The following is a 12,852-nucleotide window of genomic DNA, read 5'->3' as shown; positions in this document are numbered from 1 at the left end:
GCCGCGGACTGCGAAACCGGTCAGTCGGTCGCGCTCAGGACGACGTGGTCGGCCCCCGTCCGAAGCCGTTCTATCGCGTCAAACCGAGAGAGGTGGTCGCGGAGGTCGAGTTCGCGGTGATGCACTATCGCGAGTTCGCCGCCGGGCGCGAGAACGTCACGTGCGCCGTCGAGGAGTTCGGAGAGCACGCCAGCGCCGGCGTGCGTCGGTGGGTTACAGAGAACCCGATCGAACGTCCGGTCAGCGACGCCCGCAACGCAGTCAGCGGTTACCACGGTCCCGTCGACGCCGGACGCCTGAAGGCTCTGTTGCGCACACGTCGTCGCAACTCGGTCATCGTCACTGAGCCACACCTCGCAGTCCGCAACTCGCCCGGCGTACGTCCCGATAGCTCCGTATCCACAGCAGAGATCGAGCACTGTTTCGTCGTCTTCGATACTCGTCGTCTCCAGCAGGAGACGCGTCCCGTCGTCCAGTCCGGAGGCCGAAAACAGACCCGGAACGGTCACCAGCGAGAGAGTTGTCTCGTCTATCTCCGGCCGTATCGACCGCGGCGATACGTGCGATGGCGGGTCGAACGACCCGGGTCGAGTCGCTTCGAGGAGAGCGACCCCGTCGCGCTCGGAGAGCCGTTCGACGGACGCGGCTGTCTGATGCAGGCAGTCCTCGTAGCGCGTGAGCCCGGTTTGTTTCGACGCCGCCAGATAGAGACTCCCGCCGGGTCGCAACACCGAGAGGGAGTCGACGATCCGCTGCATTCCAACCGAAATCGGGGTGTAGGGCTTCGGAGCGTACGCGACCGTGTCGAACGACTCGTCGAGCGCAGAGATATCGGCCACGAGCGCGGTCGTGGCGTCGACGCTGTTTCTGCGTGCGTTTCGGTCGCAGAGCCGCACCGCACGGGCGCTTGACTCCACCATTCGGACGGACGAGGCGCGGTCGGCGAGGACGATACCGACGACCCCGTAGTTGGATTCTACGGTCAGCAGGCGGCCGAGGTCGGCGTCCCAGAGGGATTCTAAAAGCAGGAGTTCGGACGTCCGGAACGAGCGTTTCGAGCAGACGCCGTCCGCGGTGTCGAAGCGATAGGTCGGACGAGCGCCCGGAACGCGCGATTCGAGGGCTAACTCGCGAGAAGCGCTCGTCATGGCGATCCTCCGGCCGGGTCCGGAAACCCGCGAAAACAGCGGGCGGTCGTTTGGTGGACGGGTAAGCGTCGCTGTCGGCTGTACGTCGGCTTCGTCGATGTAGTGTCTGGCATTGACGTGGGGTCGTAACTCGCGGCAGTCGGCTAGCGAATCGTCCCACGCACTGCGCGCTCGTCGGAGAGAACTCGTAGAAGGGGTTCACGCGCGACTAGGCGCAGGGCGTGTACGAAGTGCCAATCAGCGTGACGCCCCGCCGAGAGCCACGACCGATCGCGAATCCGGTCGAGTCACCGAAACGCCCACAGTTGGCGAGCCGGCCGAACCCGTCCTCGTTTCCGCGCGGTGGCGCGAATCACTCGGAGACGGAGTTCGACCCGGAGCCCGTGGTCAATGTACCGCGGTGTTTAGGGCCCGAGCAGTAAAAATTGGTGGTCTCCCCGGCCGAGCGGCTCTCGTCGAGTGACCGTGGCGGAATACCGAAAGAAAGCGCGACCCGTCCTACTCCAGCCGTTCCAGACGGGACAGCGGGAACGAGTACACCTTGAGCGACTCGGGCTTCGGTCCGTCCCTGTCGATCCGAACCGACTGCGGGTAGACGACGCCCGCGACGGGGTCGTCGTGGTCGTAGTCGCGGTTCGAGGGGTACTCCGCGACCGAGTAGACGGAGTTGTCGATAGCGACCTCGTCGGCGCGCGTCTCGGAGACGGTGACGACCGTCAGCAGGTCGCCCGTCTCGCGGTCGCGGACGCGGTCGCCGGCCCTGACCGCGTGGTCGGGACAGAGGTGCGGTCCCGAGGTGTCGCGGGGGACGAACGTCGTCCCGTCACAGACCGCGCAGTCGGCGGTGACCTGTCCCGGCGGCGGGACGCGACCCTCGTTGATCTCGATAGCGACCCGGCGGAGATGCTTGCACCGCTCGCCGCGGATGCCGTGGTCAGGACAGGTACACCGCCCGGCGGGCAGGTTGACGTGGTACGTGTTGCCGCTCTCGGACGCGACCTCGTAGAGATCGGTGCCGAAGGCGGAGACTGACATCTGTTCGGTGCGCGCTCGAAGCGACCGCTCGTCGAGTTCCGTGTCCCTAGGAACGTCGAGCGTGGCTTTCGATGACGCGACTGTGTTTTCTGTTTGCGTCATGGGTGATGCGAGTCGGCGAAGCGCCGTGTTCCGGCGCGTTGCCGTACTCTGTACCGGTTCTTGGGGCTCGGTACGGGTAAGTCTTGCACGTACGTGGATCGATATGACAGATCGAGAGAGTTCGGGGCGGCGGACGTGGTGCAAAATCACAACCCTAAGGCCGACGCTCCTCGTAGGCGAACGCATGAACCCGCTCCACAGTTCGCCCACCTCCGGCGACCCGGCGCTGGTCACCGTTATCGGTCTCGCCGGCGTCGCCTCCGCCCTCATCCTCGGTCTCGGTCTGGCGGCGCTCTTCCGGCGGCAGACGAAGCCCTACCTGCTTATCGTCCTCGCGCTGGGGACGCTCGTGGCCCGAACGTCCGTCGCGGCGCTGACGATGATGGGGATCCTTTCCGACGGGGTCCACCACCTCTCGGAACACGCACTCGACGTTGCCATGGCCGGTCTCGTCATCGCTGCGGTGTACGCGTCCCGGACGACAGCACCAGACGTTACGGAGGGGGACGTATGAGCGCCACTCGCACCCGTATCGAACAGCAGGTCGAATCCGATCCCGGCGTCCACTTCAACGAACTCGTCCGGTCGCTCGACCTCGCGTCGGGACAGGTCCAGTACCACATGGGCCGACTGCTGGACTCCGACCGACTCGTTCGGGAGAACCTGTACGGCCGTACGCACTACTTCCCGCCGGGCACCGACGAGTGGGAACGGGGAGCGCTAGCGATGTGTCGCCGCGAGACCGCGCGCGACTTGATAGCGATGCTGCTCGTGTACGGCCCGAAACGACCTGCCGACCTGACCGACGAACTCGGCGTCGCCCGGAGCACGCTAGAGTACCACCTGAACCATCTGACCGAACAGGATCTCGTCAGAAAAGAGCGCGACGACCGCGGTCGGGTGACGCTCGTCCTCGCGAGACCCGAGGCGACGGCCCGTCTTCTGGACGCCGTTGAGCCGTCGATTCCGGAGCGCCTCGTCGACAGGTTCACCCGCCTCGTCGACAATATGCTCGCCGAGTGAGCCGTTGGCCGATCGGATTCGACACGTGAACCAGAACGCGTTTTCTCGCCGAATACGGAGGGATGCGTATGGATCGACGCGACGTGTTGCGCGCCGGCGGGGGCCTCGGAGCCACCGCGCTGGCCGGTTGTCTCGGAAGCCTGTTAGAAACCGACTCCTCCGGAATACCGCCGGTACTCGACGACCGGCCCGATGCGGTCTATCTGCCGACCCACCGCGAAGGCATGGCGATGGTCGGGAGCGCGGAGGCGGGCGACTACAAGTTCGCGCTGACGTACAGCTACCCCCACCGGTTCTGGACCGTGACCGGAGAGGATGTCGAGAAGCAGTCACTGCTCGATAAACACGACGCGCACGTCATGGCCGTCGTCTGGGACCCGGAGAGCCGAACCGTCCTCCCCGACACCGGACTGACCCTGGAGATCCATGATGCCGACGGGGACCTCACCAGCGAAGAGGTGATCTATCCGATGATCTCCCAGACGATGGGCTTTCACTACGGCGCTAACTTCTCGCTCGACGGCGACGGCACCTACGACGTAAGCGTCAGCGTCGGCGGCACGAGTACCCGTCGAACACGCGGGTTCGAGGGGAAGTTCGGCGACCCGGCCAGCGTGACGATCGAGTGGGAGTACAGCGAGGAGCGAACGGAGTCACTCGCGTTCGAGGAGTTCGACGACGCCGGCGCGCGGGAAGCACTCTCACCGATGTCGATGTCGTTCCCGAACGCCGTCGCCCCGGACCCGCTGCCGGGCAAGCGCCTCGGCGAGGCCGAAAGCGGCGACGCCGTCTTCGTCGCTACCGCCCTCGATGCCGCCGATTTCGGCGGTGACGGAACGTATCTCGCTCTGTCCGCTCGAACCCGATACAACGAGATGCTGCTTCCGGAGATGGCGGTGTCGGGGACGCTCGAACGCGACGGTGAAACGGTGTTCGACGGCCCCTTCGAACGGGCGCTCGATCCCGAACTGAACTACCACTACGGGGCCGCCGTAGACGGCGTCGAGTCGGGCGACGAGCTAACGATCCAGGTCGAAGTCCCGCCGCAGACCGCGCGTCACGAGGGGTACGAAACCGCGTTCGTCGCCTCGTCGGAGACGACGCTTTCGGTCGAGTGACCTTCGAAGCGCTTTTGGCCGCCGGGAGTATCGGCGGACGTATGGAACGACAGACGCTGGTCGAGATCGCCGTCTCCGTGGGGTCCGTCGGGGTCATGATCGGCGCGATGATGTTCGTCGGGACGACGTTCTCCGAGAACGGCGAACTGACGACCGAGGGTGGGAAGGTGTTCGTCGGCGTGATATTCCTGTTCATCCTGCTCATGTTCGGGGTCGGCTACGGCCTGGCGAAAGCCGATTTCGAGTCCGACGCCGAGCAGGTCGAATCGGACAACGCAAACGGCGTGTGAACTAATCGCGCCAGTCGCTCGCGGCGTCGGCCGAATCGAGTCGCTTCTCGTAGTACTTCATCGGGTGCGGTATCGTCTCGCACAGTTCGTCGGTGTTCACGCAGTCCCCGTAGGCGACCATCGTCTCGCAACTCGGCGGCGGATACTCCGTCCCGCCGTCAGCGGTCGCGATCCGCTCCGTGCGGTAGGCGTCCGCGTCGCCGCTACAGAACTCAGCTATCTCCGTCTCGTCCATCCCGATAGCGGTCAGAAACGACGTGAGGACGAATCGGGAGTGTTCGGGCAGGTCCTTGCCGTCCCGAACTCGGTCTACCAGGTTCGTCATGCAGGGGGGAAACAGGTCCGGAACCACGGTGTCGATGTCGCCTGCCAGTTCCAGGTCCGCGAGCGACTCCTCCACGTCGTCGACCGCCGCTTCGAGTTCCGAGGCGATGGCCTCGGGAACTCTCAGCGGCAGGCCGGCGCTCACCCGGCGTTCGACCGCCTGACGCAGGAGGAGGTGGAGTTCCTCGCGGTCGACGGGAACGCCGCCGTCAGACAGCGCCCGAGTCGTGAGTTGCCACCGGTCGCCCGGTAGATCGCCCGAGAGCGAGAGATACTCGCCGACGTCGACCCGGAACCCGCCGTCGGCTTCGGTGATGGCGGCGGCCAGGTCGAACTCACGGAGGAGACGGTCGAGCGTCATCCGCTCGCCGCTGGCGCTCCGGAGTTCGTCGCCCTCGAAGTCGTCGGTGAATCGCAGGTAGGCGGTGACGGCTTCGGCGCGGGCGTACTTTCGAGTCAGGACCGGGTCCTCGACGAGCGAGACGAGGACGCGCGCGATCGGATAGGAGAGCAGTTCGACCCGCGGCCTCCGGTGTGGGTCGCCGGTCGTCTCCCCGGAGAGGGCGGCCTCGACGCGGCCGACGGCGCGCGCGACGGCGGCGGGGTCATCGCGGGCCACGAGGTCGGCCAGATCGACCGCTGCCTCGTCGACCGCCTCCCGCGCGGCGTCGAGGAAAGGGTACCGAGCGTGGAACCGTTTCATCGCCGCTCAGTTCTTCGCGGGCACCGATAAATCACCCGGTAAGCGGTAAGCCGTTCTTACCTCTCAGAACGACTGAGTCACGCGTAGAGCGCGTCTACCCTGAAACCGTAACACCGCCTTACTAACGCCGACGTTCGTATACCGCGTGACAAGCGATCAGAGGGCCGCTCCCCGCGCGACGAACCGTTTTCGCGTCGCGACAGGAGATCCGTCGCTACGGCACCCGGACCCGGACACACAGACCGCGGAGTCGAGTCGCGATCAACCGGCGATCGGACGAACTAAGTCCGAGCGTTTCCCTACGAGCGTTCGTGGTACCGTATTTCGACTACCCCTGTCCCGACTGCCGGACGACGAACGACCTCCACGAGACGGACTGTCGGTTCGCCGGCACGTCGTGGGCGGAGATCGAGAAAGCCTACGTCGACATCGTCGCCGTCCTCTCGGCCGACCCCCGGCCGGAGGCCGCGGTCCGCGACGCCGTCGATGGTGACTGGGGATCGATTCACGCCGCTGCGCTGTCGCTGCTGCGCGACGAGTACCGCGTCTACGAGGTCGGCAGCGACGGGACGGAGGGAGACGACGCCGCCAACCGCGTCCGCGCCGAGGACGGCGACCTTGCGCTGACCAGTCCGGAACAGCGCCGCGAACATCTGAGCCAACCGGACCGCGACCCGCTCCGGACTATCTACCGCGAAGGGTCCGTACCGGGCTGTCACGACAACGCCGTCTTCGCGATGATCGCGTACTACGAGATGGTCGGGTTCTCCTGGCGCGAGACGAAAGAGAAGGTCGTCGAGTGGCTTCACGAGAGCGGGACCTGGTCACGTGGGGGGTTCGAGGAAGCCTCGCCGGAGGAACTCGTCACCAGCAAGCGTCACGTCTACGAGGAGGGGTACGGCTGGAAGGAGAAGGCGACGGCCGCAAAGCGAGTTATCGACCGTCGAACGTAATCGGAGACGACAGTCGAACGCAGTCTAGATCAGTCGCTCTGGATGCGCGGTGCCAGCATGAACGTGACGTGCCCGTTCCCCTCGGCGATGTCGAAGTGGAGTTTGACGGGGAACTCTTCGCCCAGTTCCATCGTCACTTCCGCGTCCTTGGCGATGGCTTTGTTCATGTCTTTCAGGTAGTCGAGACTGAACAGGGAGTGAGCCGGGCCGACCTGCAGGTCGATGAGGTCGCTCTGGTCGAGTTCGAGGTGGACGTCGTCGGTGTCTCCCTCGGCGTCGATGTAGAACAGTTCGTCCGCCTCGTCGACGCCGAGCGCGATGTGGTCCGACACCATGTCGGCGGCCGTGACAGCGCGGTCGATGTCGGCACCCTCGATAACTATCTCCGCGGGCAGGTCCAGGTCGGGAATGTCCGGTTCCTGGCGGATCGAGTCGGGGTCGATCAGCGCGAGCGTGTACTCGAGACCGTCGATCTGCGTGTGAAGCTTCCGGGTCTCCTCGTCGAGTTCCAGTTCGACGAGCTGGCCGGCGTCGGCCATTCCGGCGATGTCTTCCAGTCGCGAGAGATTGACGCCGATGAGGCCGCCGTCGGCCTCGTAGGATTCGAACGCGTCCGCCGAGAGCGAGAGATCGACCATCCCAACGTTGGCCGGGTCGACGGCCCGGATTTCGATACCGTCCTCGTTCAAGTGGATCTTACACTCGTCCACCAGCACGCTCACGGAATCGAGCGCCGTCCGGAGCGTTTCCGCGCTCACTATCGCCTTGAACATTATTGCGTCGAGATTTGGCTCCCCGCTATAAAAAGGCACGCGTTCCGCGCGTCCGCGCGAGCGCCCACTCGCCGCATTGCCGTGGGGAGTTTCAGGACGGGACGAGACCCCACGTCGTCTCGGGTCGCGATACGTCCGGCGCATCGGTCAGCTTTTCCGTCGTACCGCCGTATCTGCGACCAAGATGAGAGAATTTGCCGCTGTTCTATCGGTTCAGGGTCCCGGAGGGGTCCGGTAATGGTGTCCGGCCGCGACGAGTACTACAACAAAGCGAAACAGCAGGGGTACCGCAGCCGCGCCGCCTACAAGCTAAAGCAACTCGACCAGCTGGAGGGCCTGATCGGCCCGGGAAACACCGTCGTCGACCTCGGTGCTGCTCCCGGCGGATGGATGCAGGTCGCCGCGGAGATGGCCAGTAACGGCGGTACCGTGATCGGCGTCGACCGTCAGCGGATCGACCCGCTGGAGGACGACCACGGCGCTCACGTCGAGACGGTGCGCGGGGACATGACCGACGACGAGACGCGCGAGGAGGTCGTCGACATCGCCGGCTCCGCCGACGTCGTCATCTCCGACCTCGCACCGAACATGACCGGCGAGTACAGTCTCGACCACGCGCGCTCGGTTCACCTCGCCCGGCAGGCGTTCGAGACGGCACTGGAACTCCTCGATACCGGCGGAGATTTCGCCGTGAAAGTGTTCCAGGGCCCGGACCTGGACGACCTGCGCGAGGATATGGAAGCGGAGTTCGAGTACGTCCGTACGACCAGTCCCGACGCCTCACGCGACGAGTCCTCGGAGATGTACCTGATCGCGAAGGGCCGCCTGACCGCGCCCGTCCGCGTAGACGACCGCCTGACCGTCGAAATCGTCGACGAAGGCAGCGAAGGCGACGGCGTGGCGAAAGTCGACGATTACACGCTGTTCGTGCGGAACTCCGACGAGGGCGAGGAAGTCGAGATCGAAGTGACGGACGTGAAGCCGCGCTTCGGCTTCGCGAAGCGAACCGACTGAACCCGGCCGCTTACTTCTCCGCTTCGGACTACCGCGAGATCCAGCAGTACGTCTGGACGCCGCCGAACAGCAGCGCGAGTACCCCGTTCTGGACGATGAGGACAGTCTGCTCCGGCGCTACCGTCCGCGTCACGAGCAACAGGGCTGCGAACAGGGTACTCAACAGGAGATTGTACTTCGCGAGCGCCGTCCAGCACTCCTCGTCCAGTTCGATGAGGCCGTCCGAGCCCATGCCCGACCTACGACGGTCCCACGGAAATGTCCACGACCGTTGTCTACGACCGCTCCGAGTCCTCCAGGCGGCCGTGACGCTCGTCTATCTCGTCTAAGATATCGAGGTTCTTCCGTATCGACGCCCGAACGGCCTCGCTCCGGTTGACGTACTTGCCGTCCTCGCCGACGTGTCGGTCCAGATCCGTCAGCAGTTCCTGCGGGATCTCGACGCTTATCTTGGGCATAGCCGTGTAATATCGGAGGACGGTGTTAAAACCGGCCGGGTCGGAGCAGAACGCCGGTCAGAGCCGTCCGGGCAGCGTCAGCACGAAGAGGATCCCGAGGCCGAGCAGATACGTCAGTGCGACCGGGATAGAGACGATCATCATCGTCAGGATGCCCGAGGGCGTCAACACGCCGGCCAGCGCGAAGATGAGGATCGTGACGATCCGCCAGCGCTCGTACATCGCCTCGAAGGAGATGAGACCGCCGACGTGGAACAGGATCTGCGTGACGAGGATGTTACCGAGGATGCCGATGCCCGCAGTCGTGAGGAAGATGAGCCAGAAGAAGTTCTTCAGGCGGTAGGAGATGACCATCCCGGCCTGATGTGCGTCCGAGACGAGATACGAGATGATCGTCGGCGCGACGAAGAGGTAGCCGACCGCGCTCCCGCCGACGAGACCGGCGACGATGGCGAGGCCCCAGAAGCCGAACACGCGGCGGTCGCCGCTGACGATCCCGCGTTCGGCCGCCGCCGGCCAGGCGTAGTAGGCGATCATCGGCAGGACGGCGATGCCGCCGAGGATGGTGCTTACCTTCACCTCGAAGATGAGCGCCTCGACGGGGTGCATCGCGATGACGGGGTCTTGCACCTCGCCGATCACTTCCGGCGGCATCTTCCGCAGGAAGTCCTCCCGGATCTGGCCGATACCGCCGCGGTAGAGCCAGAAGAAGGTGGTCGCGAGGACGGCCATGAACACCCCGACGATGCGGAACATCTTCGAGGTGAGGCTCTGGAGGACGAAGCTGATGTCGTAGTAGTAGCCGCCGATGTCCTCCTCGTCAGTGTCGTCCTCGGTGAACGCGTCGACGACGCCCGTGGTCGTGCTGGTGACGACGCCGGGGCCGTCGTCCTCCGCCGCAGCCGACTCGCCGCCGGGAGCGTCCGCCGGGTCGTTGGCCTCGGCCTGCATCGCCGTCACCTCGTCGTGGCGGTCGAGGAGCGCTTCGGCCTTCTCCGGTCGGTCGTCGTTCATCGCTTCGCGCGCGTGCCGGAGCGCATCGTCTTCGCCCCAGTCAGCGAACACCTCCGGCGGCGCGGCGCGGACGCCCTCGGCGTCCAGCGCATCGACGTCGATATCCTCCGGGTCCGGCGTGCCCGTGACGGTGTCGTACCGCGGTGCGACGGGCGCACGGAGTACCCGGACAGTGAAGACGAGTACCAGCAAGACGCCGACGAGGACGCCGATTTCCGCCGCAACGACTGCCTGGTCAAGTAACGCCTGCGGCGTCGACAGCGGCCGAGTCGTCACCTGTCCCGGGCCGAACGGCAGCATCGGGAGGAGGGTGTCGTTGAGAACCGGAACGACGGTTCGCTCGACGACCGGCAGGAGTTCGCGGTTCGCGTAGGCCACGCCGCCGGTTCGAATCGCGCCGACCGTCCCGGCGAACGTGCCGAGGATGGCGGCGACGACCAGCGCGACGGTCCGACCCATCGACCCGCTCTCGACTGCGTCCGGCGCGGCACCTGCCCGCCGGACGTTCGTCACCACCTTGGCGAGGCCGAGGCTGATGACGTAGAGGATGACCAGCGGCGCGGCCCACATGATCTGGGTGAACGGGTCGGGAGGCGAAAACAGCGCGCCGAACCCGAAGATGCCGACGATGGCGTAGCGCCACTTGTCGCGGAACGTCTCGTAGGGGATGATCTCCGCGTACGAGAGGACGCTCATCGCGAGCGGGAGTTGCGCGGCGAGGCCGAACGAGGCGGTCAACAGGAGGAGAAACTGCGTGTAGAGGACGATACCGTAACTGGGCTTGATCTCCGCGCGGACGGCGTTGACCGCGAGGAACTCGAACATGAACGGGAAGAAGACGGCGTAGGCGTACACGATGCCGCCCGCGAACAACAGGACCGAGAGGAGGATGAACCCGGCGACCCGCGCAGGAGTGACCGGAACGACGGAGTCGTACCCACGCTCTTTCAGCGCGTCTTTCGAGTAGTAAAGCAAGAACGGTATCGCGAGTAAAACGCCCACGAGCAGGCCTATCTTCACCTGCAAGAGGATCACGTCGAACGGGGTCCGGACGATGAAATTGACCCGTCCCTCGGCGACGGTGCCGGCGAGCTGGGACGTGGTGTTCGACTGCAGGAAGTCCCAGATGAACGTCCGGAGCGCGTAGATGGTTCCGACGAGACCGACGACGAAGACCATGAACACCTTCTGAAGGTGTGACTGCGCGGACGAGAGCATCGCGCCGATGGTTTCCCGGCCGGAGTTGATGGCCTTCGCTGTATCTTCGTCGACGGCTGAACTCATTCGTCGTCGGAGGGTTACTAGCTCGGAGTTATCAATCTTCTTCTCTCGTCGGCGGCGTACTCGGTACAAAAAGGCCTATAAGATGCCGCCCGCCTATTCTCGGACGAATGCCGGAGGAGCCGGAGGACCCGGACGACGATTCTGGGCTGACAAAAAACGATCCCGACGACACGTGGGAGTCGCCCGACCTGCAGGAGGTCCCGGAGCATCAGGTCCCGACGGCCGACGACGCCCCCGACGACCCGTTCCCGCAACCGTCCGCCGAGACGGCAACGGGAGACAACGTCGACGCGCCGCCTGCCGGAACGCCGGGACACGGCGAGGCTCCCGAACCCGACGCCGACGAGGAGTGGACCGACCCGCCGGACGACGAGGAACTTCCCCTAGCGGTCCACATCGAAGAGATGATCCGCCGGCTGGCGGTCGTCCTGTTTCTCGCGGCCATCGTGACGAGCGCCGCCTTCCCCTTCGCTTCGGAGTTCATCACGACCATCTGGTACCATATCCACCCCGGAACCATAACGCAGTGTCCGGGTGCCGAGTCGTGTGCGCCGCCCCACGTCTACGGCCCGCTCGAACTGAAACTCGCGGAGTTGAAACTCGCCAGCCTCGCCGGCCTGATCCTCGCCCTGCCGGTGTTCGTCTACGAGACGTACCTGTTCATGCGGCCCGGCCTCTACCCGCAGGAGCGACGGTACTACCTCGCTGCGGTGCCGACCAGTCTCGTTCTCGCGGTGGTCGGCGTCGCCTTCGCGTACTTCCTCGTCCTCCCGGCGCTGTTTACGTACTTCCTCTATTACTCCCAGCAGACCGCCGACATCGCGTTCGCGCTTCAGGACACGTTCAATCTCATCCTCATGATGATGGGGATGCTTGCGGTCGTGTTCCAGATCCCGCTTTTCATCATGCTCGCGATCATGATGGGGATCACGACCCGGAAGTGGCTCGCGAACCGCCGCCTCTACTTCTGGGGCGCGTTCCTCGGGATCGCTTTCCTGTTCAGCCCGGACCCGACGGGGATGGCGCCCATCATCATCGCCGCGACGATGGTGATCCTGTTCGAGGGGACGCTTGCGATACTGCGCTGGGTCGGCCGCTGACGCGCGGTTGACAGACGCGTCTTCGAACACCGGACTCGGAGCGGTCGGGGTCGAGGGCGTGAACGGGCGGCCACCGACCGACCGGGTGTAATGTAGTTACGAGTCCCGCGACGGCACGTCCGTCCCGACTGCCTCGGTGGGGCGCGTCCGCTGGAGGGCGTAGGTCGCGGCACCCTCCAGCGCCGTTCCGCCACCGCCGTCGCCGCCGGGACCATCGTACGCGCCATCGAAGAGGTCGATGAACTCGCGGGCGATCCGTTCGGCGCGGTCGCGAGAAGCCACCGCCCGCACGTCGTAGGACTCCGAACTCTCGGTGTACGGAAACAGCGTCACGTCGAGGGCGTGCCCGCCGTCCGCGGTGTTTTCCGGCGGAGTGATCCGGATTCGAACGTCCTCGGAGCCGTGAACGTAATCCACGTACACGGTTGACCGCATCTCGTGCGTTCTGCGCTCCCAGTTCGTCGGGCTTTCGTCTCCATCCATCACGGATCCCTACCGTCCGTTACCTTACTT

The 12,852-nt window shown here is 65.2% G+C and carries 15 protein-coding genes; 7 read left to right on the top strand and 8 right to left on the bottom strand.

What is annotated here, in order from left to right; genetic code table 11:
* Window positions 1-20 precede the first annotated feature (20 nt).
* Complete coding sequence (locus SM753_RS09515) at window positions 21-1,148, bottom strand: methyltransferase (protein ID WP_323191405.1); 1,128 nt, start codon at window positions 1,146-1,148, stop codon at window positions 21-23.
* A gap of 498 nt (window positions 1,149-1,646) precedes the next feature.
* Window positions 1,647-2,285: an SWIM zinc finger family protein gene (locus SM753_RS09510; protein ID WP_138796475.1), complete on the bottom strand. Its 639-nt coding sequence runs from the start codon at window positions 2,283-2,285 to the stop codon at window positions 1,647-1,649.
* Between the two features lie 103 nt (window positions 2,286-2,388).
* On the opposite strand from SM753_RS09510, the gene SM753_RS09505 reads away from it, so the two are divergent.
* From SM753_RS09505 to SM753_RS09490, 4 genes are all read left to right on the top strand, one after another.
* Window positions 2,389-2,799, top strand: coding sequence for a hypothetical protein (locus SM753_RS09505; RefSeq protein WP_323191404.1), 411 nt, complete (start codon window positions 2,389-2,391; stop codon window positions 2,797-2,799).
* Entirely contained in the window at window positions 2,796-3,308 is a 513-nt protein-coding gene (locus SM753_RS09500; protein ID WP_323191403.1) for a helix-turn-helix domain-containing protein, read from the top strand. Before SM753_RS09505 ends, SM753_RS09500 begins: the two co-directional genes overlap by 4 nt.
* Before the next feature lie 68 nt (window positions 3,309-3,376).
* Window positions 3,377-4,426 (top strand): iron transporter, encoded by a 1,050-nt coding sequence (locus SM753_RS09495; RefSeq protein ID WP_323191402.1) that lies wholly within the window; start codon window positions 3,377-3,379, stop codon window positions 4,424-4,426.
* A gap of 41 nt (window positions 4,427-4,467) precedes the next feature.
* Window positions 4,468-4,716, top strand: coding sequence for a hypothetical protein (locus SM753_RS09490; protein WP_135536735.1), 249 nt, complete (start codon window positions 4,468-4,470; stop codon window positions 4,714-4,716).
* Between the two features lies 1 nt (window position 4,717).
* Here SM753_RS09490 and SM753_RS09485 read toward each other — a convergent pair whose 3' ends face one another.
* A complete protein-coding gene (locus SM753_RS09485) occupies window positions 4,718-5,743 on the bottom strand; it encodes a DNA primase large subunit PriL (RefSeq protein ID WP_135536736.1) in 1,026 nt (341 codons plus the stop codon).
* 311 nt (window positions 5,744-6,054) lie between these two features.
* Between SM753_RS09485 and SM753_RS09480 the strand changes: the two genes are divergently transcribed.
* A complete protein-coding gene (locus tag SM753_RS09480; RefSeq protein WP_138796471.1) occupies window positions 6,055-6,696 on the top strand; it encodes a hypothetical protein in 642 nt (213 codons plus the stop codon).
* A gap of 29 nt (window positions 6,697-6,725) precedes the next feature.
* Here SM753_RS09480 and SM753_RS09475 read toward each other — a convergent pair whose 3' ends face one another.
* Window positions 6,726-7,469, bottom strand: coding sequence for a DNA polymerase sliding clamp (locus SM753_RS09475; RefSeq protein WP_323191401.1), 744 nt, complete (start codon window positions 7,467-7,469; stop codon window positions 6,726-6,728).
* A gap of 240 nt (window positions 7,470-7,709) precedes the next feature.
* Here SM753_RS09475 and SM753_RS09470 point away from each other — a divergent pair, with 240 nt between their 5' ends.
* Window positions 7,710-8,483, top strand: coding sequence for an SAM-dependent methyltransferase (locus SM753_RS09470; protein ID WP_323191465.1), 774 nt, complete (start codon window positions 7,710-7,712; stop codon window positions 8,481-8,483).
* Window positions 8,484-8,511: 28 nt separating this feature from the next.
* On the opposite strand, the gene SM753_RS09465 is transcribed toward SM753_RS09470, so the two are convergent.
* Genes SM753_RS09465 through SM753_RS09455 form a run of 3 tightly spaced genes read right to left on the bottom strand, consistent with a single transcriptional unit; the run spans window position 8,512 to window position 11,239 of the window.
* Window positions 8,512-8,715, bottom strand: a complete 204-nt coding sequence (locus SM753_RS09465; RefSeq protein WP_135536739.1) for a hypothetical protein — start codon at window positions 8,713-8,715, stop codon at window positions 8,512-8,514.
* A gap of 43 nt (window positions 8,716-8,758) precedes the next feature.
* On the bottom strand, window positions 8,759-8,941 hold the full coding sequence (locus SM753_RS09460; RefSeq protein ID WP_135536740.1) for a ribbon-helix-helix domain-containing protein: 183 nt from the start codon (window positions 8,939-8,941) through the stop codon (window positions 8,759-8,761).
* Window positions 8,942-8,998: 57 nt separating this feature from the next.
* A complete protein-coding gene (locus SM753_RS09455; RefSeq protein WP_323191400.1) occupies window positions 8,999-11,239 on the bottom strand; it encodes a twin-arginine translocase subunit TatC in 2,241 nt (746 codons plus the stop codon).
* Between the two features lie 107 nt (window positions 11,240-11,346).
* Between SM753_RS09455 and SM753_RS09450 the strand changes: the two genes are divergently transcribed.
* Complete coding sequence (locus SM753_RS09450; RefSeq protein WP_135536742.1) at window positions 11,347-12,339, top strand: twin-arginine translocase subunit TatC; 993 nt, start codon at window positions 11,347-11,349, stop codon at window positions 12,337-12,339.
* Window positions 12,340-12,435: 96 nt separating this feature from the next.
* Here the strand turns inward: SM753_RS09450 and SM753_RS09445 are convergent, their stop codons facing one another.
* Window positions 12,436-12,822: a hypothetical protein gene (locus SM753_RS09445; RefSeq protein WP_138796468.1), complete on the bottom strand. Its 387-nt coding sequence runs from the start codon at window positions 12,820-12,822 to the stop codon at window positions 12,436-12,438.
* Window positions 12,823-12,852: the final 30 nt, after the last annotated feature.

The sequence above is a fragment of the Halostella sp. PRR32 genome (assembly GCF_034808085.1).
Lineage (GTDB): Archaea > Halobacteriota > Halobacteria > Halobacteriales > Natronoarchaeaceae > Halostella > Halostella pelagica.
The sequence above is the reverse complement of the archived record's forward strand: the minus strand, read 5'-3'. Positions and strand labels throughout refer to the sequence as shown.